The organism is Gardnerella sp. DNF01180P, from assembly GCF_049244205.1.
Taxonomy (GTDB): Bacteria; Actinomycetota; Actinomycetes; order Actinomycetales; family Bifidobacteriaceae; genus Bifidobacterium; species Bifidobacterium swidsinskii.
In genome coordinates, this window is sequence record NZ_CP058386.1 from 511391 (window position 1) to 536370 (window position 24980).

The 24980-nt window shown below is 44.2% G+C and carries 14 protein-coding genes and 1 other RNA gene; 12 read left to right on the top strand and 3 right to left on the bottom strand.

What is annotated here, in order from left to right:
• Positions 1-66 precede the first annotated feature (66 nt).
• The 8 genes from HXT40_RS01905 to tuf all read left to right on the top strand — a co-directional run bounded on the left by HXT40_RS01905 (position 67) and on the right by tuf (position 10034).
• Positions 67-1278 carry a peptidoglycan glycosyltransferase FtsW gene (locus tag HXT40_RS01905; RefSeq protein WP_233186349.1) on the top strand — a complete coding sequence of 404 codons (1212 nt, stop codon included), beginning with the start codon at positions 67-69 and terminating at the stop codon, positions 1276-1278.
• A 50-nt stretch (positions 1279-1328) separates the two neighbouring features.
• Positions 1329-2528, top strand: a complete 1200-nt coding sequence (locus tag HXT40_RS01910; protein ID WP_076003024.1) for a UDP-N-acetylglucosamine--N-acetylmuramyl-(pentapeptide) pyrophosphoryl-undecaprenol N-acetylglucosamine transferase — start codon at positions 1329-1331, stop codon at positions 2526-2528.
• Entirely contained in the window at positions 2528-4090 is a 1563-nt protein-coding gene (gene murC, locus HXT40_RS01915; protein WP_116440507.1) for a UDP-N-acetylmuramate--L-alanine ligase, read from the top strand. The genes HXT40_RS01910 and murC overlap by 1 nt, the downstream gene beginning before the upstream one ends.
• A 52-nt stretch (positions 4091-4142) precedes the next feature.
• Positions 4143-5381 carry a cell division protein FtsQ/DivIB gene (locus HXT40_RS01920; protein WP_064621565.1) on the top strand — a complete coding sequence of 413 codons (1239 nt, stop codon included), beginning with the start codon at positions 4143-4145 and terminating at the stop codon, positions 5379-5381.
• Positions 5382-5648: 267 nt separating this feature from the next.
• Complete coding sequence (gene rpsL / locus HXT40_RS01925; protein ID WP_003813881.1) at positions 5649-6020, top strand: 30S ribosomal protein S12; 372 nt, start codon at positions 5649-5651, stop codon at positions 6018-6020.
• 3 nt (positions 6021-6023) lie between these two features.
• Positions 6024-6494: a 30S ribosomal protein S7 gene (rpsG, locus tag HXT40_RS01930; RefSeq protein ID WP_012914396.1), complete on the top strand. Its 471-nt coding sequence runs from the start codon at positions 6024-6026 to the stop codon at positions 6492-6494.
• 42 nt (positions 6495-6536) lie between these two features.
• The gene (gene fusA / locus HXT40_RS01935) at positions 6537-8666 is read left to right on the top strand and encodes an elongation factor G (protein ID WP_004107409.1); all 2130 of its coding nucleotides are present in this window, start codon (positions 6537-6539) and stop codon (positions 8664-8666) included.
• Between the two features lie 168 nt (positions 8667-8834).
• Complete coding sequence (tuf, locus tag HXT40_RS01940) at positions 8835-10034, top strand: elongation factor Tu (RefSeq protein WP_004118785.1); 1200 nt, start codon at positions 8835-8837, stop codon at positions 10032-10034.
• A 761-nt stretch (positions 10035-10795) separates the two neighbouring features.
• Here tuf and HXT40_RS01945 read toward each other — a convergent pair.
• A complete protein-coding gene (locus tag HXT40_RS01945; protein WP_004108493.1) occupies positions 10796-11542 on the bottom strand; it encodes a Bax inhibitor-1/YccA family protein in 747 nt (248 codons plus the stop codon).
• Between the two features lie 184 nt (positions 11543-11726).
• Positions 11727-12536 carry a GTP pyrophosphokinase gene (locus HXT40_RS01950; protein ID WP_410310321.1) on the bottom strand — a complete coding sequence of 270 codons (810 nt, stop codon included), beginning with the start codon at positions 12534-12536 and terminating at the stop codon, positions 11727-11729.
• Between the two features lie 142 nt (positions 12537-12678).
• On the opposite strand from HXT40_RS01950, the gene miaA reads away from it, so the two are divergent.
• Positions 12679-13692: a tRNA (adenosine(37)-N6)-dimethylallyltransferase MiaA gene (gene miaA, locus HXT40_RS01955; RefSeq protein WP_116994643.1), complete on the top strand. Its 1014-nt coding sequence runs from the start codon at positions 12679-12681 to the stop codon at positions 13690-13692.
• 68 nt (positions 13693-13760) lie between these two features.
• On the opposite strand, the gene ssrA is transcribed toward miaA, so the two are convergent.
• Positions 13761-14157, bottom strand: a transfer-messenger RNA (tmRNA) gene (ssrA, locus tag HXT40_RS01960).
• 383 nt (positions 14158-14540) lie between these two features.
• Here ssrA and HXT40_RS01965 point away from each other — a divergent pair.
• The 3 genes from HXT40_RS01965 (at position 14541) to prfA (ending at position 24946) form a co-directional block, all read left to right on the top strand.
• Positions 14541-23339, top strand: coding sequence for an InlB B-repeat-containing protein (locus HXT40_RS01965; RefSeq protein WP_410310322.1), 8799 nt, complete (start codon positions 14541-14543; stop codon positions 23337-23339).
• Between the two features lie 157 nt (positions 23340-23496).
• Positions 23497-23709, top strand: a complete 213-nt coding sequence (gene rpmE, locus HXT40_RS01970) for a 50S ribosomal protein L31 (RefSeq protein ID WP_004118797.1) — start codon at positions 23497-23499, stop codon at positions 23707-23709.
• Positions 23710-23848: 139 nt separating this feature from the next.
• Complete coding sequence (gene prfA / locus HXT40_RS01975; protein ID WP_012914392.1) at positions 23849-24946, top strand: peptide chain release factor 1; 1098 nt, start codon at positions 23849-23851, stop codon at positions 24944-24946.
• Positions 24947-24980: the final 34 nt, after the last annotated feature.

Consider the following 24980-nt stretch of genomic DNA (forward strand, 5'->3'; position numbering starts at 1 on the left):
CCAGCAAATACAGCAAAGCCGGCAAAGTCAATCAAATACGCAAAATTAGCGCATACTGTATCTGGAATATTTTCCTCGAAAAAAGACTACTCAAAAAACTCGTTAGAGCGCAAAACTCAAGATTCAGAATTAAAGAAATACGTTGGCTTGCGCAGTTTAACTAACCCACTGTGGTGCTTATACGGCATGAGAGTATCAGTGGTTATACTGTCGATTTTCGGCTTATTTATGGTGTTTTCTAGTTCTTCAGTAACTATGATCACCTACGGAATTGCACCTTGGGGTCAAGGCGTAAACCAAACAATGTATTGCGTTTTAGGCTTAATTGGCTATATTTTCGCTTCTCGACTTCCAGTTACAGTTTATAGACGATACGTTGCTGTTATTTACATTATTTCTGTTATTGCACAGTTCTTAACATTTGTTCCAGGTTTACGACGTGAAGTTAATGGTAATGCTGGTTGGATTGCTTTCGGCCCTATGACTTTGCAGCCTGCAGAAATTACAAAACTTGCATTATGTATTTGGCTTCCAGTAGCTTTGATTGCTGCAAAACAAGCATATGAGCGTGTGCAAATGCGCGCGTATATTCCTGTAGCAGCAGGACTTGGCGTATCGTTGTTGCTTGTTATTGCAGGTAAGGATCTTGGTACTGCTTTAATTATTATTCTTATTGCACTTATAGCTTTCTACTTAGGTGGATTCCCAACAAAATGGCTTGTTGGAAGCATATTTATTGCTTGCATAATGGTTGCTCTTTTGGTTTTAACAAGCCAAAATCGTATGCGACGTATTCTTGCTACTTTGCACGGATGTGATGCAAAATCAGCTAAAGGCGTTTGTTTCCAAGCAATTCACGCTCAATATGCAATGGCTTCTGGTGGACTATTAGGCGTTGGCATCGGAAACTCTCGTGAAAAATGGAATTATTTGCCTTACGCTCACAATGACTTTATTTTCGCTATTATTGGCGAAGAGATGGGCTTTTTGGTTGCAGCAGCAGTGATTTTGCTATACGTAATTATTGGTTGGTGCATACTATCTTCAGCATTAAAAGCGAAATCGCAATTTATTTCAATCACATTAATGTGTATTGCAACGTGGATTGTAGGCCAAGGATTAGTTAATATTCTTGTTGTTGTGCAAATACTTCCGGTTATGGGAGTGCCTATGCCGTTTGTGTCCGCAGGTGGTTCTTCGCTTGTTATGTGTTTGGTCGCAATTGGCGTAGCTGATGGTCTTATGCGTTCCAATCCGCAACTTACTATATCGAAGTAGTAAGTATTTACAACTTTTTATAATATGAAAGTTATAACAAGGGTAGTGAAATGAAATTTGATAATGCTATTGAGCATGAAGTGCATATTGTTCTTGCAGGCGGGGGCACTGCAGGTCATGTCAATCCTTTGCTTTCTGTCGCAAACGCTATTAAAAAGCTCAATCCTGAAGCGTTAATTAGTGTAATTGGCACAGAAGTTGGTTTGGAAAAAAGTCTTGTTCCGAATGCAGGGTACGAACTTGACACTATAGAAAAAGTGCCGTTCCCGCGTAAGCCAAATCTAGATGCAATTAAGTTTCCAATTCGATGGATGCGCGAAAAACGCAAAGTGCGAAATATACTAGCCGCTAGAAAAGCAGATATAGTAGTGGGCTTCGGTGGCTATGCTTCTGCTCCAGTATATTCTCAAGCTCATGCGCAGCATATTCCTATTGTGATTCACGAGCAGAATGCTAAATCTGGAATGGCAAATCGCTTGGGCGCAAGTTGGGCTGATGCTGTTGGAACAGTTTATGGGAATACTGATTTGCGCACACGAAAAGGTGTCAAAGTTGAAAGAGTTGGTTTACCTCTTAGACCTGCTATTTCTCAATTGTGTGAAAGATTAGAAAAAGATTATGATTCCGCTCGCGTTGAAGGTGCGCAAAAACTTGGCGTTGACCCTAAACGTCCAATTATTCTTGTTACTGGCGGATCTTTGGGTGCAAAAAGCATAAATCAAGCTGTTGCTGCAGCAGCAGGAGATATTTTAAAACATGCGCAAGTAATTCACTTAACTGGTCGCGCAAAAGCGGAAGAAGTGCGAAATATAGTTGCAAAGCAAGTAGGCGAATCGCAAATAAACGATATTAAACCAGAGCATGCTGGCTGTGGCGATTATCATATTGCAGAATATCTAGAGCGTATTGATTGGGCTTTTGCTTGTGCAGATTTAGTTATATGTCGTGCAGGAGCTGGAACGGTTGCAGAAATTTCTGCACTTGGCTTACCTGCTGTATACGTGCCATTGCCTATTGGCAACGGCGAGCAGCGTTTCAATGCTGAGCCTGTAGTAAATGCAGGGGGAGCAGTAATGGTAAATGATGCTGATTTCAATGCAAAGTGGTTTATAGATGAAGGATTAGCTTTATTGCAAAACAAAAAGCAATTACAAGCTATGCGTACTAAATCTTGGAATTATGGTATTCGTGATGCTGCAGACGTTATGGCGAAGCATATTCTTGAAATCGCAAAAGAAGGCAGAAAGTAATGACTAATCTTAATAGCAATACAACTTCATTTCATAATAATATTGATTTAAACCCAGTAAAATCAGCATTTGATGATTCGCAAACAATTTCAAAATTAGGTCGAGTGCATTTTATTGGTATTGGTGGAGCTGGAATGAGTGTTCTGGCAGAAATGTTGCATGAAGAGGGGGTAAGCGTAAGTGGATGTGATCGCGAAGCAAATGATCACACTCAACGCTTGGAAGAATTAGGTATTGAAGTAGAAATTGGACAAAGTGCTTCACACGTTGAGCATGCAGATGTACTCGTGTATTCAAGCGCTATTAAACCGAGCAATCCGGAGATTATGGCAGCACATGAGCGCGGCATAAAGCTTGTTCATCGCAGCGATATTCTTGCGTTATTATTATCTGCAAAAACTGGCGTGACTGTTGCTGGAGCGCATGGTAAAACAACTACTAGCTCACTTCTTTCTCATATATTAACTGTGGCTGCAGCAGGCGATTTGGCTGATCCAAGCTACGCAATCGGCGGATCTATTCAAGCCGCAGACGGAACAGTTTTAGACGGTGGTCATGCTGGCAATGGAATTGTTATGGTTGCTGAAGCTGACGAATCTGACGGAAGTTTTGAAAAATACAGCCCAAGTATTGCAATCGTAACAAATGCTGAAGCAGATCACTTGGATCATTACGGCTCTAGTGAACGATACAGAGAAGCATTTGTTGAGCACGTAAGTCATGCTATTAATAACGTAATAATTTGTGCAGAAGACGAAGGTGCTAGAAAAGTACTTGAAGCTATGCCGGATAATATTTTAAACAAAACAATTGCTTACGGTAATTTGGATACTTGGAGCATGAAAGTCAGCTCGCGCGTACAAAAATTAGCTATGTTCGCAAGTATTGAGCATGAAAATGAGCAAGCTGTAAGTGGTCGAGAAATGTTTACGCTTGTATTGCCAGAAAAAATTTTGGATGAACATGCTAAATGTTCGAATAAGGTGCAAGTTAGCTTGTTAATACCAGGTTTGCATAATGCGCTTAATGCTTCTGCAGCTATTGTTGCTGCAGTATTGCTCGGTATGAATCCAGAAGATGCGGCTCGTAGTGCAGAAAGCTTCCGAGGTGCGTCTCGTCGTTTTGATATTCGTGGATGTGTTGATGGTGTGACAGTTGTGGACGATTATGCTCACCATCCAACTGAAATAGCTGCATTATTGCGCGCTGCTCGAAGAAAGTACACTTCTTCTACTCTTCGCGTGCTGTTTCAGCCTCATTTGTTCTCCAGAACGCAGGCTTTTGCTAATGAGTTTGCAAAATCTTTGGCTCTTGCAGACGATGTAATTGTTACAGGAATTTTCCCAGCTCGCGAAAAGCAGGAAGATTTTCCAAATATTAATGCTGAAACTATTGTTAAAGCTGCAAAATCGCAGAATCTTGATGTAAAAATTGAAGCGGTTGACGATATGCGCGAAGCTGCGTTGAAACTGGCTTCGCGTGCAAAATCTGGTGATGTGCTGCTTACAGTTGGTGCAGGAAGTATTACTGCTATGACGTCTGTTATGCTAGAAGCATTGTAGTGCTTTGAAATTAAGCGATTAAAATATAAATAGATTATTACGAGAGGTAATTATGGGTCGCGTGAGGTCAAGCAAATCGTACGATGCTGATGCAAATAATTCGCATCGTCGTACCGTTTCAAGTCTTAATATTGCGCGTACTGAAGAGTCTCGTAGTAATAAATCCAGCAGCATTACGTCTCGTAGCAGTGCGTCTCGTAGTGCTGAATTGCTTAATAATGAATTACGTAGTGGTGTAGCTCGTGGTGCGAAATCTAATATCGGAAAATCTAATATAAAAAAATCTAGTATCAAAAAAACGCGTGATGAAAAAATTCATATTTCTAAACCTAGATCTGCTTCGTCGTTGCGCAAAGACCAGCGTTTTCAAAGGCATATAATCAGCCAAAACACATCGCAAATACGAGTAGCTGATATCAATGAAAAAAATCATCAAGGTAAGTTTGTTGACGCTAGACTTTTGCCGAAGCTTGATTTTGTAAGAAAAACTTTAAGTCAAACTTCTGGTTCTCTTGGAATGATTACTCGTCCTAGAATAATTAATTTTCGAGAGCGTTTGAAAGAACGTAAATCTGCTTATTTGCAATTTACTGTTAAACGAATTCTTGCAATTCTTGCAGTGATTGCTTCTGTTTCAGCGATTGTTTGGTTTTTATTCTTCTCGCCAGTTTTTCTTCTTAAGTCTAACGATATAAGTATTTCTGGTTCTAACGAGTGGGTGAGTGAGCAAAAAATTGCTTCAATTGCGTCAACTCAGGTTGGTAAATCGCTATTTTTAGTTTCTTCTCAAGAAGTAATTAACCAACTTAACGATATTCCTGGTGTAACTGAAGCAAAAGTTTCTAAGAATTTCCCTAATGGTTTGCATGTTTCTGTACATGCGCAACGTCCTGCAGCAATGCTCAAAACTCGAGATAGCAATAAATTAACTGCTGTTGACGCTAAAGGTCGCGTGTTAAATGCCGTAGCTCAAGTTCCAACGCAAGGAATACCTGTTATCGAAGTTTCAAATGTGCAAAGAAGTTTGAATAATAGAGCGGTACTTGAAGCTGTAAAAATTGTTAGTTCACTTTCGGAATCTTTGCGAGCTAGAGTTACGAAAGTTAGTGCAAAAACTCAAGATTCTGTCGAAACAGAATTAGGGGATGTTAAAAAAACTATCATATGGGGCAATTCGTCTCAGATTGAGTTAAAGAAAGCTATTGTTGCCAAGATTATTGATGATCCTAGTAAAATTGGCAATAAACGCAGCTTAGATGTGTCTGCTCCTGTGCGTCCAATTCTTAAATAGGGTTTTAAAACTTTATTAATTGCATTGTCAAGATTAGGTGTATAATAGCAATTTGTGTGTGCCAACAACGTGCCTTATGTTATAGGCGTGTTGGTTGGGATATCCCAAGTGCCAAAGATAGCGCGCAGTAATGTGTGGCTGGAGGCGCGAGGGCCATCGGGCCGGTGGACTGTGGCTTTTACTCTTTAACCGATTCTTTGGTTATGGTGTGCTGCAGTGTGGCGGTTTTCACCAAATAGAAGATAACAATGAATCGGAGAACTTAAGTTGCCTACGATTGAACAACTTGTCCGTAAAGGACGTCAGGCCAAGCCGAAAAAGTCAAAGACTTTGGCCTTGAAGGGTAGCCCGCTGCGTCGTGGCGTATGCACCCGTGTATACACCACCACTCCTAAGAAGCCAAATTCCGCGCTTCGTAAGGTTGCTCGTGTGCGCCTCAGCTCTGGTATTGAAGTAACCGCCTATATTCCAGGCGAAGGTCACAACTTGCAGGAGCACTCCATCGTGCTCGTGCGTGGTGGCCGTGTGAAGGATCTCCCAGGTGTGCGTTACCACATCGTGCGTGGCGCATTAGATACCCAGGGTGTCAAGGACCGCAAGCAGGGTCGTTCCCTGTATGGAGCAAAGAAGGCGAAGTAAAACATGTCACGTAAAGGACCTGCAAAAAAGCATCAACTGCTTCCTGATCCAATCTACGGCTCGACCGTCGTGGCTCAGTTGATTAACAAAATCCTTCTCGATGGTAAGAAGTCCATCGCAGAAAACATCGTCTACACCGCTCTTGAGCAGGTGAAGGCAAAGACCGAGCAGGAGCCAGTTTCTGTATTGAAGCGCGCTCTTGATAACATTCGTCCAAATCTTGAGGTTCGTTCTCGCCGCGTTGGTGGTGCAACTTATCAGGTTCCAGTCGAAGTTAAGCCTGCTCGCGCAAACACTCTTTCCCTCCGCTGGCTTACTGACTTCTCACGCGCTCGTCGTGAAAAGACTATGGCTGAGCGCTTGGCCAACGAAATTCTCGATGCCTCCAATGGCTTGGGTGCTTCCGTGAAGCGCCGCGAGGATACCCACAAGATGGCAGAAGCAAACAAGGCTTTTGCTCACTATCGCTGGTAATCCACAAGATAATCGGTATCTTAAAGAGCTAAGGATAAGAATATGGCACAAGATGTGCTTAACGACCTGAATATGGTTCGTAATATCGGCATCATGGCGCACATTGATGCTGGTAAGACTACTACCACCGAACGTATTCTTTACTACACTGGTAAGAACTACAAAATCGGTGAAACTCATGATGGTGCTTCTACCATGGACTTCATGGCTCAGGAGCAGGAGCGCGGTATTACTATTCAGTCTGCTGCAACTACCTGCTTCTGGAAGCGTCAAACTCATGACGTTGATGACCGCTATCAGATCAACATCATCGATACCCCAGGTCACGTGGACTTCACCGCTGAGGTGGAACGTTCCCTTCGCGTGCTCGATGGTGCTGTAGCAGTTTTCGATGGTAAGGAAGGTGTGGAACCTCAGTCTGAAACCGTGTGGCGTCAGGCTGATAAGTATAGCGTCCCACGTATCTGCTTCATCAATAAGATGGATAAGCTTGGCGCTGATTTCTACTATTCCGTCAAGACCATCAAGGAGAAGCTCGGTGCAACTCCACTCGTTATTCAGCTTCCAATCGGTGCTGAAAACGACTTCGTTGGCGTTGTTGACTTGATTCGTATGAAGGCTTACGTCTGGAATGACGTTAAGGACGATATGGGTGCTCACTATGACACCGTTGACATTCCTGAAGATTTGCAGGAACGTGCAGAACAGTATCGTGCTGAACTTATGGATCAGGTTGCTGAAGCTGACGATGAGCTGGTTGAGAAGTACCTCGAAACTGGCGAACTTACTGAAGAAGAAATGCGCGCTGGTATCCGTAAGCTTACCATTGAGCGTAAGGCATTCCCAGTAACTTGCGGTTCTGCATTCAAGGATAAGGGTGTTCAGCCAATGCTGGATGCTGTTGTCGACTTCCTCCCAAGCCCAGAAGATGTTCCATCTATTAAGGGCTTCAAGCCAGGCGACGAATCTGTTGAAATTGACCGTAAGCCAGTTAATACAGATCCATTCGCAGCATTGGTATTCAAGATTTCAACCCATCCATTCTATGGCAAGCTCGTGTTCGTGCGCGTTTACTCTGGCGAAGTAAAGCCAGGCGATTCCGTGTACGATTCCACGAAGTCCAAGAAGGAACGCGTTGGTAAGATTTTCCAGATGCATGCTGATAAGGAAAATCCTGTAGATTCAGCTGAAGCTGGTAACATCTACACCTTCGTTGGTTTGAAGAACGTCAGCACTGGTGATACTTTGTGCGACGAAAAGAACCCAATTTCTTTGGAATCCATGACATTCCCAGATCCTGTTATTGAGGTTGCTGTGGAGCCAAAGACGAAGGCTGATCAGGAAAAGATGAGCTTGGCTTTGGCTAAGCTTTCTGACGAGGATCCTACATTCCAGGTTAAGACCGATGAGGAATCTGGTCAGACTTTGATTTCCGGTATGGGCGAGCTTCAGCTTGACATTATCGTTGATCGTATGCGTCGTGAGTTCAAGGTCGAAGCGAATGTTGGTAAGCCACAGGTTGCTTACCGTGAGACGATTCGTAAGGCTGTTATGAACCAGGAATACACTCACAAGAAGCAGACCGGTGGTTCTGGTCAGTTTGCAAAGGTTTTGATGAACTTCGAACCTCTCGACACAGAATCTGGCGAAACCTACCAGTTTGTCAACGAAGTTACCGGCGGTCACATCACCAAGGAATTCATTCCTTCAATCGATGCAGGCGTGCAGGAAGCTATGGAATCCGGCGTTTTGGCTGGCTTCCCAGTTGTGGGTGTAAAGGCAACCGTCACCGACGGTCAGACTCACGATGTCGATTCTTCGGAAATGGCCTTCAAGATCGCAGGTTCCATGTGCTTCAAGGAAGCTGCTCCTAAGGCTAATCCGGTAATTCTCGAACCAATTATGGCTGTCGAAGTCCGTACTCCAGAAGAGTACATGGGCGACGTCATGGGCGATTTGAACTCTCGTCGCGGTAACATCCAGTCTATGACTGATGCCACTGGCGTGAAAGTTATCGACGCCAAGGTGCCGCTGAGCGAAATGTTCGGCTACATTGGCGATCTTCGTTCCAAGACTCAGGGCCGCGCAATGTTCACCATGCAGATGGACTCTTACGCGGAGGTCCCGAAGGCCGTTTCGGACGAGATTATTAAGGCTCAGCGCGGCGAATAAAGCGCACGCTACTTCGGTGTTTTCTGTCCCCGGTCAACGCTAGAATTTCCTACGTTGACTGGGTTCTGGCACCGAAGTGGCACCTAACCCAGAAACCCAGTAATATGTAGCGAAAGACCTCTCACAAATGTGTGAGGCAAACTACGAGACGTCCAGGAGGACAAACACATGGCAAAGGAAAAGTACGAGCGTACTAAGCCGCATGTTAACATTGGTACCATTGGTCACGTTGATCACGGTAAGACTACCTTGACCGCGGCTATTTCTAAGGTGCTGCATGGCGAGTATCCAGATCTGAACCCTCAGTATGACTTCGATCAGATTGATGCCGCTCCAGAAGAGAAGGAACGCGGCATTACCATTAACATCGCACACATCGAGTATCAGACCGCTGAGCGTCACTACGCTCACGTGGACGCTCCAGGCCACGCTGATTACGTGAAGAACATGATCACCGGTGCTGCTCAGATGGATGGCGCAATCCTCGTGGTTGCTGCTACCGATGGTCCTATGGCTCAGACCCGTGAGCACGTTTTGCTCGCTAAGCAGGTCGGTGTCCCGAAGATTCTCGTTGCTTTGAACAAGTGCGATATGGTTGATGATCCAGAACTTATCGACCTCGTCGAAGAAGAGGTTCGTGACCTCCTCGAAGAAAACGGCTTCGATCGCGACTGCCCAGTCATCCGCACCTCTGCTTACGGTGCTTTGCATGATGACGCTCCAGATCACGAGAAGTGGGTAGAGACCGTCAAGGAGCTCATGAAGGCTGTTGACGAGTACATCCCAACCCCAACTCACGATCTTGACAAGCCATTCTTGATGCCAATCGAAGATGTGTTCACCATCTCCGGTCGTGGTACCGTTGTCACCGGTCGTGTTGAGCGTGGTAAGCTCCCAATCAACACCCCAGTTGAGATCGTTGGTTTGCGTCCAACTCAGACCACCACCGTTACCTCCATCGAGACCTTCCACAAGCAGATGGATGAGGCCGAGGCTGGCGATAACACTGGTCTTCTTCTCCGTGGTATCAACCGTACCGATGTTGAGCGTGGTCAGGTTGTGGCTGCTCCAGGTTCTGTGACCCCACACACCAAGTTCGAAGGCGAAGTTTACGTCTTGACCAAGGACGAAGGTGGCCGTCACTCGCCGTTCTTCTCCAACTACCGTCCACAGTTCTACTTCCGCACCACCGACGTCACCGGCGTTATCACCTTGCCAGACGGTGTTGAGATGGTTCAGCCAGGCGATCATGCAACCTTCACTGTTGAGTTGATTCAGGCAATCGCAATGGAAGAGGGCTTGACCTTCGCAGTTCGTGAAGGTGGCCGTACCGTTGGTTCCGGTCGTGTGACCAAGATTCTTGCCTAGTATTTTTTCTAACTGAAAAATATTAGCTAAGGCTTAATAAAGACCCCGCGAGGAAACTCGTGGGGTCTTTTGTTGTATGCGCTTGTTTTATCAGCGCGACGACCTGCTTGAGCGCTGCGATTTAGCGCGCGAAAGCAATTCGGAGCGCCGAGCTTGCTTAGAGTTGAAAGCACGGTGTGCTTTCAACGCAAGCGAGGTCTGCCTTCGTCAATAAAGACGAAGGCAGGGCAGATTAGTGGGGTAGTGTTCTCTTGTTTGGAGTGTTTTGGTGGGTTTGGAGCTCCAATCGTGGGATTTGATGCTCACGTTGGCGTGACGACCTGCTTGAGAGCTGCGATTTAGCGCGCGAAAGCAACTCGGAGCGGAAACTCGCTTAGGTTGGAAGTCCTGGGGACTTCCAACGCGAGTTTCGTAAGCGAGCGCGTTACCCACGTGAGCGCCACTGTTTTTTCGTTACTGGTGCAGTTTGTGTTCTGTGTTAGTGTCTCATTTTGCTTGTTTTAGGACACTGGTGCAGTTTGTGTTCTGCGTCAGTGTCTCATTTTGCTTGTTTTGGGACACTGGTGCAGATTGCGTACTGCGTTAGTGTCTGTCTCTGGTAGGTGATTTGAGAAGTGTGTGAGAGATGGGTGTTAGTAACGCTCGGCACTGTTAACGCATTCGCGTTTGGAGTACAGAGAGCATAATAAAACCCTGCCAAATACTAATCTGGCAGGGTTAAATAGCTAAGCAACTAACACACGTATGTTAGTTTAGTATTGCTAATCTCTATTATCTCCAAGCAACTCTAGCAAGTAGATGAACATGTTAATGAAGTCCAAGAACAGTTGGAATGCGCAGAAAATAGATACTTTCTTAACCATTTCAGGCTGATTTTCATATTGTGCAAGTAATGCGCGAGTTTGCTGAGCATCGTAAGCTGTTAAACCTGCAAAAATAACGATGCCAATTCCAGCCATAAGACGCATTGTTCCAGTATCTTGCCCAATAAACGAAATAATAATTTGCGCAACAACGAATACAAGTAATGCAACCATTAAAATTGGACCAGCTTTAAGCAAATCCTTTTTTGTAGTAAGTGCAAGCATTGTCAAGCACAGGAAGAATCCTGCAGTTAAAGCAAATACTAATGCCACAGATCCAAGGCTAAATACTTGAAAGACTGAGCTTAAAGTAAATCCTGTTAAAGCAGCATAAGCATAGAACAAAACTCGTACTGTTGTCTCACTCATTTTCATTAAGCGTGTTCCAAGAACAACTGCTATCACAACCTGAGCAATTGCCAACATTATCCAACCCCATCCGCGGGTTGCAAACATAAATCTAAGCCAGAAATTACCGCTCTGAGTGAACAGTGCCACAAGAGTTGTAACAATCAATCCAAGCGTCATTTCGCCATAAGTGCGTCCTACTGAAACTCTTTTTGCTTCTTCAAAAGCATATGTTGCCTGAGTGTCAATAACTTCAGGAGCACCGCTTCTGTAATAATCTTGAGTAAAGTTTGTCATTATTTCTCCTTAACAGCTATGAAATAAAACGCTGTCAAGACAACGTTCTCACATAATTATAATTAAAGCATCTGGGAAAATGCTAAAAAAATACAGCATAATTTATACGTTCGTACAATAAGCTGGTTTTAATCTTGCATAAGATTACGCCTAATATGGCATAAGCTTGCGCTTCGTATTTATATTATGCCTTACTATTAGGTGCTTCTTCAACTTGAGGAGCACCATTAATATCGCGGTGAATACCTTGCATTTGTGTTTCAATATTTTGCAAGCTATGCGCGCAATCGAGCAAAGTTTGAGAGTGCTCAGCCAACTTTGCATCCGGCAAACCGGCTTTGTATCTTAAAGCATGCTCCAAGCTAGCCCAATAATCCATAGCAATAGTTCGGAATTGCACCTCAACTGGCGTGTAGTGTGCTCCAGAAGACAAGAACACAGGAACTGCATAAATTACGTGCAAACTGCGGTATCCATTAGATTTTGGATTCTTAATATAATCCTTAACTTGCAATACTTGAATGTCTGTTTGTTTAGAAAGATATTGCGCTACAGAATACACATCGTCGCAGTAGTTGCAAATTACGCGAATTCCAGCTACGTCGAAAAGATTATCGCGTATAGAGCGTGTGGAAATATCTAGATGACGCCTTTGCAGTTTCTCAAAAATTGAGTGCACTGATTTAAGACGACGCTCCATGTGATGAATTGGGTCGTGAGAGAACCGCACCTGAAATTCGCTATCTAGAATCTCGAGCTTTGTACTTATTTCGTACATTGCTCCTTCGTAAATTTGCATCATGTTTACAAATTCGTCGATTTGGTCTTCAGGAAGCATAAGCGAATTAGTTTTGCCGCATTGGGAGCAATTTTGTTGGTTTTTTGTATTGTCAACATTGCTGCTAACGTTGCTGCTTTCATTAGCTGCTTCGTTGCTATGAAGACGCGCATAGAGTTCTGCTGCGTTTACGCGGTTATGACGATCAAGTATCACGTCTTTTAATAATACTATAAAAACTGCTAAACGTCTGGGAGTGCGTATGTAAATGTAATATTCTTTGCAAAGCGTGATATAAATATCTTAGGTAATTGAGCGCAAGCAAAATCTAGCAAAGTATTTTGACGAGGAGTGTATTTTGTCTGAAAATAAGCAGGATAATATTCCTAAAGTAATTTCAATAGTTGGTCCTACGGCTTCAGGCAAAACTAGTCTTGGTATTGCGCTTGCGAAAAAATTAGCTGAGCGTGGGATTCGTGCGGAAATCATCAACGCAGACGCGTATCAAATGTATCGTTATATGGATATTGGCACGGCTAAGGCGAGTGCGCAGGAGCAGGCGGAAGTACCGCACCATTTGCTTGACATAATTGATCCTGAAGAAATGATGACGGTTGCGCGATTTCAAGTTTTGGCCAGGCAGTGTATTAGTGAGTTGCAATCGCGTGGTGTGAGGCCGATTTTAGTTGGAGGATCGGGATTGTATGCTCGTGCTGCTGTGGATGATATTACATTTCCAGGCACGGATGAGTCTATTCGTGCAGCTTGGGAGGAGCGCGAGCGCAAAGAGGGAGCGAGTGCGCTGTTTGATGAGTTGCAACAAAAGGATCCGGTTGCTGCGGCTCATATGGATGCGCGCAATCCGCGACGTACAATTCGCGCGCTTGAAGTGATTGAGCTTACGGGAAAGCCTTATTCCGCAACGCTTCCGAAGTATAAGTATGTGATTGATTGCGTGCAAATTGGCTTAGATTTGCGTCGTGAAGATTTAGATAAGCGCGTGGATTTACGTACGCAAATTATGCGTGAGCAGGGTTTTGTGGATGAGGTGCGCGCGATTCGAGGGCGATTGGGTGTGACTGCAGCTCGTGCTCTTGGCTACCAGCAGATCATGGATTATTTGGATGGCGTGTGGAGCGAGGATGAGGCTTTTGCGGATATTGCACAAAAAACTCGACGACTTGCACGCAAACAAATGGGTTGGTTTGGTAGGGATGCTCGCATCCACTGGTTGGACGCGTTGCGACCGGATCTTGCGGAAGCTGCGCTCGCGATTGTTGATGCTGCGGATGCGGGGGAGTTTGATTGCAATAGTTCTGATGCTACTGAGCACGCTACTCAGCACCATCTCGGAGATGCTTTCGAAGCTTAACTTAAATCTTGGAAACATTGGGTTTTGCTACAAAAAACGCCACTGTGTGAGCAGTGGCGTTATTGCGTTTGTGGAGTCGCGGGGAATTGAACCCCGGTCCGGTGACCGTACCCTCGGTCTTCTACGTGCGTAGTCTGCTGGCCGTGCGGCAGTTTTTCTGCCCCCATGTTATCGCAGACAATTCATGGCGAGCATATCTACAGTAAAAGTCCCTGAATTGCCCTGCAGCCCAGCAATTCAAGCAAGTCTTCTCATGACGTTCAGCACCACCCCGAAGACGTGAGTGGGTGAACGGAGCAGCTGCTCACTGGTTAATCCTGGCGCGAAGCTCAGGCAGCGAGAGCGAACTCAGTGCGATTAGATTTAGCACTTATTCTTTTGCGAAAGGACGTTTACGAGTGGACTTTCGCATTCTCGGCACGCTTCCCCGCGGCGAACAGATCGCCGTCGAAACCGATCGACCCCTTTTGATTTTTCAAACAATCGTTGCGCTAGAGCACACGTTTTTATATTGTATCATATTTTAATGCGACGAATTGCTTGAGCGCTTATTTCTCACGGAATAGCAGTTCGTCTAACGCATGATGATATGGGCGCCCTCACTGAGCTTATTCCTCACGGCATAGTCGTTTGGATGATTTTTTTTGGGGGGGGGGTATTGATTAGTATATTATTAGTTAGGTGATTTTATTTGCCAAGTGTAAATATGAGTTGTAGTTGATTTGTAACGAATAAAAGATTATAACAAATGTTTATTTTATGCCCGTATACTGTATTCATATATAATATATATGAAGATTTATAAGTATGCGCGATTTACTTGAAAATGGTTGGAGTGAGGAGAAATAATGGCAGAGCGTAAAGATTTATATGGTGATATGGCACCAAGAAGAACACTTCGTAAGGCTCATGCAGTGAAGCGTTCTCGTGCTTTGCGTAAGGGAGTTGCTGGAGTTGCTGTTGCTTCAACTTTGGCAATGATGCTTCCATCTGTTGTGGCTTCCGCGCTTCAGCCTACTCAAAAAGATATTATCGATGCGTCTAATACGACGCAAAAATGGGCAAAGGTAAAGCCTGATGTAGATGAATTGAATATGCAGCGGTGGGGTGCTGGCGTACTCAATAAGGGTGCACAAATTCAAAAGTTTGTAGAGCTTGCGCGCCATGATGCACGAATGCAAAAGTTGCGTGAAGCACAACAGCGTGAGATTGAGCAGCGTGAAATAAATAAGAGTGAAGCAAAGCAGCGCGAATCGCAACAACACGAAGTGCAACAGCGTGATGGAATTGACTCGCAGTTAGGTAGTTCTTCAGAACAGGTTAATTTCGGACATTCTTATGCAGTAAGTGCGCCTGCGCCAGTGCAGCCAGTTCATCCAGCAGTAAAGCCAGAGTCGACTCCAACTTTGAAGCCGACTGCAAAGCCAGAATCAACGTCAACTGCAAAACAAGATGCAAAGCAACCTGCAGAAACAAAGCAGCCGGAAGCAAAGCAACCGGAAGAAAATGCTGGTGACGTTAAGCCTGCTGAGGTTAAGCCAGGTGAAAATAAGCAGCCTGCACAACCAGCAAATACGCAGCCTGTAAATACTGAAAGCGCAAAGCCTGCAAACGAGCAGAATACAAGCGAACAACCTTCAAGCACTCACGCAGAAAATACGAATGCGGCAAGCGATGCAAATACGCCAAGAGTGCGTGTTCGTAGGTCTGTTGAGAGCGGCGATGGTGCTTCCGACGGGAATAGTGTAACTACTACAACAAGTGCGCCTGCAACCTCGACTGCACCGTCTGCAAATAATGCGTCTGCAGCTCCGACTGCGAACACTGTAGATAATACGACTGCACCGTCTGCTCCTGCACCTTCAACAGGTACAGCGTCTAACGCTGGTGCTGGAACTACAGCGAAACCAAGTACAGAAAATACAACTGCACAAGGTGCAAATGCAAACGTCTCAGGCGAAGAGAAAAGCACTACGCCTGCTTCGAACAATGAGCATCCTTCACCTGCTTCTACATCGAACGCTGGCACAACAACTAATAACGCAGCAACTGATCCAAACAGCCAGGTAATTAAGCCGAATGAGCAGCATCCAACTGCTGAAAACACAGAGCAAGCCAACGAACAGGTACAAACCGACAAAAAGCCAAAAGCCACTTACAATTTGAAAATTCGCTATACGATTGGTGGTGCTGCGAATAAGCAGCTTGTGCAGCCGTATGAGCTTACAATTGATCAAGAAGACTTCGATAATCTAGGCAAAGATGGCAAGTACGAATACATTGAGCTTCCAAAGGCTGCTGGATACCGTCCGTCCGTATATCACTCCGGTGATTACCAGTACTACATTAAAAACAGCGAAGACAAGTTTGTTATTGACGACGGTACGGATGCGGATGCTAAGCGTTACTTGCGTTTAAGCAAGAAGCTGATTACTGATTACGCTGTAAAGAAAAGGCAGGCTGTTGAAAGCAACAACAGTGCTCAATCTTCGCAGAATCCATCGTCTACGCAGTCAGGTTCGGACGACGGTATTCAGTACTACGGCGAGTTGAATATCAACTACGCTCCTAAAACAGCTAAGTACTATGTGCGTCACTTGGTGCAGGATCTCGATCATAAGGATGAGTTTCACGATGCTCCAAATCTTGGCGTTGGCAAGACTATTGAAGTAACTTACAAAGATGGCAAAAAAGAACGTATCCACGTCACTGAAGTTACTGGCACTGTTGGTTCAGATGTGAGTGCTGTAGCTCTGTACATTCCAGGCTACGAGCCGGAGCATAATCTTATTAGCTCGCCGCTTTCGGATTCTGAAGATGAAAAAGATAAGCTAGTTTTGAACCTTCGCTACTACCGTAAGGCGTATGAAGTTACTTACGATTCTGCTGGCGGCACGGATGTTACTGCTCAAAAAGTGTATTACCAGCAAGATGTGCCACAAGTTACGAAACCAACTAGGCGAGGTTACACTTTTAAAGGATGGTCTTTAGTAGATCCTAGCAAAGAGAGTGATCCGCTTTATGCTGAGAATACTATTGTTTCTCTTGATGACTACAAGATGCCGGATCACAATGTGCAATTCCGCGCTAATTGGGAAGCGAACAATACTACTAGCTACCGCGTGAACGTGTGGGTGCAAAAAGCGGATTTGGTTGACAAAGAGCATCCGGATTCGCTTGCAAACTACGACTTTGTTGGTCTTGTTGAGCGCAAGAACGTGAAGACAGAGAGTGACGTTGCGCTTAATAAGATGAATGATGCCGGCGTTGCTAATGATACTAGTAAGCTTAATGGTAAAAACGAAGATAATTATGTAGAAAACCCAGAGCTTGGCTTAACGAAAGAAGAGTTGCAAGGCACGAAGGATAAGAGTTACAAAGACGGCTTAATTTCAAAGTTCAACTGGATGAACGATACGCCTGTAACAAGCTTAGACGGGTATGATACCGCGAATCCTGGTGACGCTTCAAACAAAGGCAAGGATATATTCACACGCTACTTCCATGTGAATAAGGAGCTTACTAAAAAGCTTAACACTGAGCAATATGATTTTGTGCCGGGTCACCCAGATTTAGGCAAACGTAGTAAATCGCAGCTTTGCGCGAACGACTTAAACAACACTCTTAACTTAGTTTACGACCGCAAGACTTACGAGCTTATTTTTGCTAAGCCTACTGGCGTAGATAGGGGTAACAATGCTGCTATAAAAAGAAAAGACGAAAGCGGCAAAACAACTATTTATTGCTATGCTGATGGTGGCAATTGCTCAACGAAGTATGATAGCGAAAATGAAGATAACGATGGCAACAAAATTGACCATAAGGGCTACCGCGTAAAAGTTCGTTACGGTCAAAAGCTTACTGATATTTGGCCTGATATAAATGAATTAGATTTTAATGAAGAAAATATAGGCTCTTTAGGATGGCAGCTTGGATATGCAGGTGAAGTGAATTATCGTGACACTCCTCCGTATCGTTTTACTATAAAAGAATTTGCTGATCCTAAATTCCGTGTACAAGGTAATAATCAAGCGCCTAAAATTAGTGATGACCCTTCGAATCCTAGTGCACAGCAATACGAGCTAAAAGATAATCAGCGTCTGCTTACGGCTGATATCAGTAGTAAAAGTGCGCCTATACAGGTGATTATTAGGAAGCAAAGTATTGCGTCTGCTAAAAACGGTGGCGATGATATAGACGACAATGATTATGAGCTTTCAACTGATTCATATAGCAAAGATGATACTGACAATTCGGGTTATTTATATACAGCTCCATCTATTGCAGGTTTTAATCCTGCTGATGGTTATGATAAGAAAAATGTTGGTGATTCGTTAGATCCATTCGACTTTGAAGATAATCGGGAAGAGTGGTATAACGAATCTCATGGTCATGGGAATTGGGATGATTTAAGTGATGATGAGAAGAATGCTTTTGCTAAAAAGTATCATTTAGCATTTCGAAAGTATAGGGGCGTTCCAGTAGATGAACAAGAAGATTATTCTGGTGATGCAACTGAATTTGAAACTAACAAACTACTTGAATTTAGGTACAACCGCAAGTCGTACGATGTGCAGTTTTATAATGCGGATGGCAAGGCTATAGCTACAAACGGTAGCGCTGCTACAGAGAGCCTGCCGTTCGAGTATAGTTTGACTAAGCGCGGCAAAAAAGATTTGACGGGCGAAGACAAAGAGCTATACGGAAACGATACATCTTATGATGCTTCTGTAACTAAAGACGATGCCGGTAATACGTCTAAGCAGTTCGACGGCAAGTACACTTTCACGCTTAATAACAAGACTTACTCCATCGTTCGCCCTGCTGATTTGCCAGAAGACTATGTGTTTAAAGGCTGGGCTGTTGATCAGGCTGGTACTCAGTTTATAAATGGCGAAAACAAAGATATTACAATGCCAGTCAACGGCATTAAGCTTTACGCTGCGTGGGGTCTTCCAACTGATATTCAGCACACTGTAACGTTTGACTACCATATGCCGAAAACCGACGACAACGGCAATGAAATAAGTGGCTCCGACGTAGTTACGGAAAAGAAGTTCCCTCGCTACCATGTTATTGACGAAAAGAAGATAAGCACCCCAACGCGCAAAGGCTACGACTTCTACGGCTGGGAGATTAAAAAGAACGGCACGACTTTGCCGTACGCTTTTGGCAATAAAGTAGTAGAAGATATAAAGCTTGATGCAGTGTGGGTTAAGGATACTCGCTACAACGGTACTTTTAAGCACATATTCTTAAAGCCAGGCGTAACGTTTGCTGACTATAAGAAAGAGGGTCTTTCAGACGCAGAAAAAGCCGCGATGGTGGATCACGTTTCTACTCAAACGGTTTCCGGCTTGCGCGAGCATTTGCGCTACAATGCGGAAGCAGTCTACAGCGACGAAACGCACTTCCCAGATAAGCAGTTCACGAGCTTTGAAGCTTCGAGTGATGAGAAGCAGAATACTGGCGAGTTTATTTACCAAACGTACAATACGCGCAAGTATAAGGTAAAGTATATTGATCAAAACGGTAAGGAGCTTCTTCCAGAAAGCGAAGTCAGCTCTGTAAACAGAAAGTACGACGTAGTATTCTACAAGCCGATTGAAGGCTTTGTGCCGGAAAGCACACAGCAGAATATTACTTATACTACTGATAGCGAAGGTAAGCAGACTAGAGAAGATACATTCATCTTCAAATATAAAGACGTTCGCGTGCTTAAACGCAATGACGATAAGCAAGCTCGTCCAGATCACTACACGCGCTACGTGTTCAAAGTGGCTGATGGTCAAGACTCTATGGGCAGCGTTGTTGACTGGCAGAACAAGGATGTAGCTGACGACTCTGCTCTTGTGTACGACGCAATTAAGGGCACAAAAGCTTATCAAATGCCACTTCCAACAGTAAAAGCAAAGCCTGGATTTGAGTTTGTTGGTTGGACTTCAAAAGTCGGTTCGTCTGAAGTTGGCTCGCATACGCTTCAGTATTCCGATGGTGTGAATCGCTTGCCGATTCGCTCCGAAGAGCAGAACAATCCTGAAGTAATTTACATTGCTCACTTCAAGCTTAAAGCTCCTGTTGCTGCAGCTCCGCAAGTGCTTAAGCCAATTGAGAAGATTAGTACTGGAAGTAGTGATGATGCTAAGAAGCTTATAACGAATGCTAGTGATTATCCAGATGGTGCTACGTTCAGCTTTGCGCCTGGCGAAAAGTTTGACAACACTCCAGGATTACACAAGATTAAAGTGCAAGTGCATCTTGGCAATAACATTGCTGAAGCTGAAGTGCTGTACCGCGTGCTGCCGGATTTGGTGTACGCAAGCGAGTGGGATAAGTTTAAAGCTACTGACTACGGCAAAGCGCATATTGACGAGTATGCGCCGATTACTTTCACCGGCAAGAATGATGAAGGCACTATTATTGGTCACGATGGAGATAATGCCAATCATCCTGCTGGTGAAAAAACTACGCTTACTGCGTACGTTTATAAGGGCAAGGAAGTTAGAATCCGCGTGCCGCAAGCTTTCGGCAATGATTACAGCGACCAGCATTACCACTACGTGTTTAAGGGTTGGGCGACTAATGTTGTAAAGCCAACTGCTGAAAATCCAAAACAAGAGCAGACGTTTGACATAAATTCAAGCGACCGCTACAAGAAAGTAAATTTGCAAGACGGCGTAACTTACCACGCTATTTACAAGCGAATCGACTACTTCTCCAGCTCGTCCGACAATGGAACAGTTCCAGAAGATTCTGTAGTTGCAATCTTCAAGCCTGCTCCAGGACGAAAGTGGAAGGACGGCACAGACGGCCCTAAGGTGTTCTACGTAAAGAAGGGTACTGATCTTTCGCAAATTCCTTACAGTGCTAGCGACCAGACTAGTGCGTTGACAAGGCTTCAAGAGAACCTAACCAATGCTAAGGGAACTTGGAATCGAAGCAGCATGATTAATGGCAAAGAAGAAGTAACGCCTATAGATGATGTTTCGAATTGGAAAGTTGATAAACCATTCCAAGAGTTCGTGGCAGATCAAACCCCTTGGACAGAGCCAACAGTGCAGACTGATTACTTGGTCGCTGTGCAAGATAAGCCTGACACGCTTCCAAAGTTAACCGATTTTATAACTAATATGTCTCAGCTCAAAGCAGATGCTGCTGTGAATAATGGCATAGAAGACATAAAAGTCGAATATGATTTGCCAACTGAAGCTGAACAAAATAAGTTAAAGCAGAAGATGCTTAAGAAGCCTGCTTTGTACACTGTTCCTTTGAAAGTTACAGTTAAGTATAAGGATGCAGCAGATTACAAGACTTATAGACTTGTAGGACGCTTAAAGGTGCTTTACCAGTTGATGTACGATAAGAGCCTACCGAAACCAGATAGTACTCAGCCTTCACATCAGCCTGGCGATACTAATCCTCTTACTGGTGTTGCTGCAGAGCGTGATCTTGTTCTCAATAAGGATAAGTATGTTAAGGTCAACTTTATAAATGCCAATCAAGTTGATCATAAAGATCAGGGCAGCCTTGATAAAGATACTACTAAGCTGTACTACGTTCTTAAAGACGATGTTACGGGCGTAAAAGCTCCGCAAGCTGTTGGCAAGAATTATGACGCTGATGGATACCATTACGTGTTCAAAGGCTGGAGGAAGCTTGAGAATTTTGTTGATAATGATAATTCTAATGCTCGTTCGAGTGTAAGAAGAGGCTCAGCAAATCAACCTGAAATTCCTGTCACTACTTTGATGGTAAGTGAACCAGCATCTGCAACTAGCGTTGATGTGCAAAACGCGAATGGTGAAAAGTTGTTAACGAATGATGAGATTCGTAAATTAAAGTACTCTGAAAATACTACATACCAAGCAGTGTATGAAAAGGTGATGAACATCATCGACGCGAAGAGTAATGAGAAAATTCCAGATAACTACGTGCCGTATGTGTTCTTACCAGCTTTCGGAAGGAAGTGGGATGATGGCTCATACAAACCGAAAGTTATCTACTTTAAGTCCGATAGTACTACATATGAAAATGACGTTAATAATAAAACTAATGAGTTAAAGCAACAGCTTAAGGGCTTTAGCAAGTGGGAAGTTTATGATGCAGGCAACAAGCCTGTTCCGTCAACTGACACAAATAAGAATAGACAAATTCGCGTATATGTTGCAAATCAGATTGCTGATATGCCTGTGAATGTATCTCAGTTTGTTAAGAGTGTTGGAGATGAAGTTCCTGCTCCTGATGAGCTTGTGTCTGGTGTTGATCCTAATAACCTAGAGATTGCGGGCATGCACGGTGCTGGTGTAGTTTATTCTTCCGGTGCCAATTCTGTTCGAATTGCGAAGCCTGGAATTACTACCGTTAGAGTGAAGGTTGAAACATCTGATCCAAATAAGAAGGATGCAAAGATAGTACGTTATGAAAATGTACCTATTCAAGTGCTTCCGAATGTGATTGCAGAGCGAGATTTGCCTTCAGCTGGCAGCCAAGCAGGAAAGTTCATTTTAGAAAACTACACAAAGGTAACGTATGTAGCTGGCAATGGCGGAACTATGCAGTCACCAATGCATACATACTGGGTGCGTAAAGATAGAATGTCTGAAATAAAGAATTATATTCCAGACGTTCTTGCTAACAAAGGTTACATATTCAAGAATTGGGATGAAGTATCTTACTCTAAACATATTGATACCATCTATAACAGTGCTGATAACCACAAATCAACTGATATTGAGCGTGAAACATTAGCTAAGATTGCTGAACGCTATGGCATGTCGTTTACAGCTAATGTAATCCGCAAATCTAAGAATTCTACATTTGCGGCTATAAAGAATATTCTTGCTGAAGCTATAAATAACGAGAATATGAGTTATGAAGCAAGTCGTAATAGATTGGCTATTGTTGCTGAAACATTAGGAAAGTCATATACGGCAAAAATAATTCGTAATTCACAACACTCAACTATTGAAGCTTTGAAGAATTTACTTGTGCAAGCTGGTATTACTGACGCCGATATTGCAATGGTATTCCCAGAAAGCGAAACCATTATTACTGCAAACTTCGAGAAGATGGCTCCTATGAAGTTTAAGTTTAGTGGTTCTGCTCGCGAGGGTGTTTTAACGAACTTCAGATTGCAAAACATGACTGAAGGAGATGTTAATAACACAACGGTTACAGTAGACGGCAAGAAAGTAACTATTAACGAGTTAGTTGCTCAAGGCTTAACTTCTGTAAACGGCATTAACGCAAATTGCGCTGGTACTGAATGCAAGATTTCTGGCACGCCTAAGATTGTTGACGGCAAGCCGAAAGTTGAGCTAACGTTTACTACTACCGACAAGTATGGTCGCGAAGCGGAAATTACTGTTGAAATTGATGTGATTTCTGAGAGTAAACCTGCTCCAACGCCTGAACAAGCTATTCCTTCTCTTGATTCTTATACTTCATATGACGTAACTATTGAGAATGAAAAGAAGCAAGAAAAGGATGTAAAAGAAACTGCTGAAGCAAAGCCGGAATTAGCTAAAACTGGTAGCAATACGGTTTCTTCTGCATCCGCTGGTATTTTGTCGGCAGCAATCGCAGCAATTGGTCTCGCGGTTGTAAAGACTGGCAAACACCATCGCAAGCGTCGCAATAATAAATAATTTATTTAAATTTGGAGCGTTTGAATTTTTCATGCGCTCCATTTTTATGCGGATTATAAGCGCGTCGAGGGTGGTGACTAGAATTACGAAGGTTCCGGTTCACGCTTAGCTATTGGGGCTTTGCGACCCGGGTCGCCCGAATTCCATAGGAGACATTATGAAGCAGGGTATTCATCCCGACTATCACGCAGTGCAGGTTACCTGCTCTTGCGGAAGCACTTTCGTAACTCGTTCTACCGCTGATGGCGATCACATGACGGTTGACGTGTGCTCAAAGTGCCACCCATTCTATACCGGCAAGCAGAAGATTCTCGACACCGGCGGTCGCGTGGCTCGCTTCGAGAAGCGCTACGGTAAGAAGACTAAGTAGCTTTTGTGATGCCAGCCCTGCTTTCGTGTAACTCGCGGAATCGGGGCTGGCGTTTTATGTGCTAAACATGTGTGTTTAATATTTAACATTTAAATTTTTGATTTACAATCCGCGTTAAGCGTGACTACAAAGGAATATGATGGCTGAGTCAGTAGAGGAACAATTCCCGGCAGCAGTTACCGCGTTAGAAGAGTATCGCGATATTGAAAGTCGTATGGGAAGCCCGGAAGTTGCGTCAAATCCGGACGCTATTCGTAAGCTTGGTCGTAGGCACGCAGAACTTGGATCAATCGTAAACGCTTACCTAAATTACAAACAGCTTTGCGACGACTTTGAAGCCGCAAACGAAATGGCAAGCGACGATCCAGATTTCGCTGAAGAAGCTAAGCGCTTAGAAGAGCAGATTCCAGCAGCAAAAGAAAAGCTTCGCACTGCATTAATTCCTAGGGATCCGGATGATGCGCGCGATATGATTATGGAAATTAAAGCTGGCACAGGCGGCGAAGAAGCGGCTTTGTTTGCTGGCGATTTATTGCGTATGTACATGCGTTACGCGGAAAAGCGCGGCTGGACTACCGTAATCCAAAGCGAAAATTCAACGGAACTTGGCGGCGTAAAAGACGTGCAGCTTGCGATTCGAGCAAAAGGTACGCCTGCTCCAGAAGATGGCGTGTGGGCAAGCATGAAGTATGAGGGCGGAGTGCATCGCGTGCAGCGAATCCCAGTTACGGAATCGCAGGGACGTATTCAAACTTCCGCAGCTGGCGTAATCGTGTTCCCAGAAGCAGACGAAGATGACGACGAAATCGAAATCGATCCAAAAGATTTGAAGATCGACATTTTCATGAGCTCCGGCCCTGGTGGGCAGTCCGTGAACACTACTTATTCTGCGGTTCGCATGACACATATTCCAACCGGAATTGTTGTTAGCATGCAAGACGAAAAGTCGCAGATTCAAAACCGTGCGGCAGCCCTTCGCGTGTTAAAGTCTCGTTTGCTCGCTATGAAGCACGAGCAGGAGGCAGCAGAAGCGGCGGATATGCGCCACTCACAGGTGCGTTCGCTCGACCGCTCTGAGCGAATCCGCACGTACAATTTCCCAGAAAATCGTATTGTGGATCATCGCACGAATTACAAGGCTTACAATCTTGATCAGGTTCTTGACGGCGATTTGCAGCCTGTTATCGACAGTGATATTCAGGCGGATGAAGCTGACCGCTTAGCGCAAGCCAAGTAAGTCAAGTAAAATTACTGAAATAACCAAGCAATTC

What these genes read in the sequence shown, in the direction of transcription:
- HXT40_RS01910 (WP_076003024.1), top strand. Translation starts at nt 1,329, where the DNA reads ATGAAATTTGATAATGCTATTGAGCATGAAGTGCATATTGTTCTTGCA.
- murC (WP_116440507.1), top strand. Translation starts at nt 2,528, where the DNA reads ATGACTAATCTTAATAGCAATACAACTTCATTTCATAATAATATTGAT.
- HXT40_RS01920 (WP_064621565.1), top strand. Translation starts at nt 4,143, where the DNA reads ATGGGTCGCGTGAGGTCAAGCAAATCGTACGATGCTGATGCAAATAAT.
- rpsG (WP_012914396.1), top strand. Translation starts at nt 6,024, where the DNA reads ATGTCACGTAAAGGACCTGCAAAAAAGCATCAACTGCTTCCTGATCCA.
- fusA (WP_004107409.1), top strand. Translation starts at nt 6,537, where the DNA reads ATGGCACAAGATGTGCTTAACGACCTGAATATGGTTCGTAATATCGGC.
- tuf (WP_004118785.1), top strand. Translation starts at nt 8,835, where the DNA reads ATGGCAAAGGAAAAGTACGAGCGTACTAAGCCGCATGTTAACATTGGT.
- HXT40_RS01945 (WP_004108493.1), bottom strand. Translation starts at nt 11,542, where the DNA reads ATGACAAACTTTACTCAAGATTATTACAGAAGCGGTGCTCCTGAAGTT.
- HXT40_RS01965 (WP_410310322.1), top strand. Translation starts at nt 14,541, where the DNA reads ATGGCAGAGCGTAAAGATTTATATGGTGATATGGCACCAAGAAGAACA.
- rpmE (WP_004118797.1), top strand. Translation starts at nt 23,497, where the DNA reads ATGAAGCAGGGTATTCATCCCGACTATCACGCAGTGCAGGTTACCTGC.
- prfA (WP_012914392.1), top strand. Translation starts at nt 23,849, where the DNA reads ATGGCTGAGTCAGTAGAGGAACAATTCCCGGCAGCAGTTACCGCGTTA.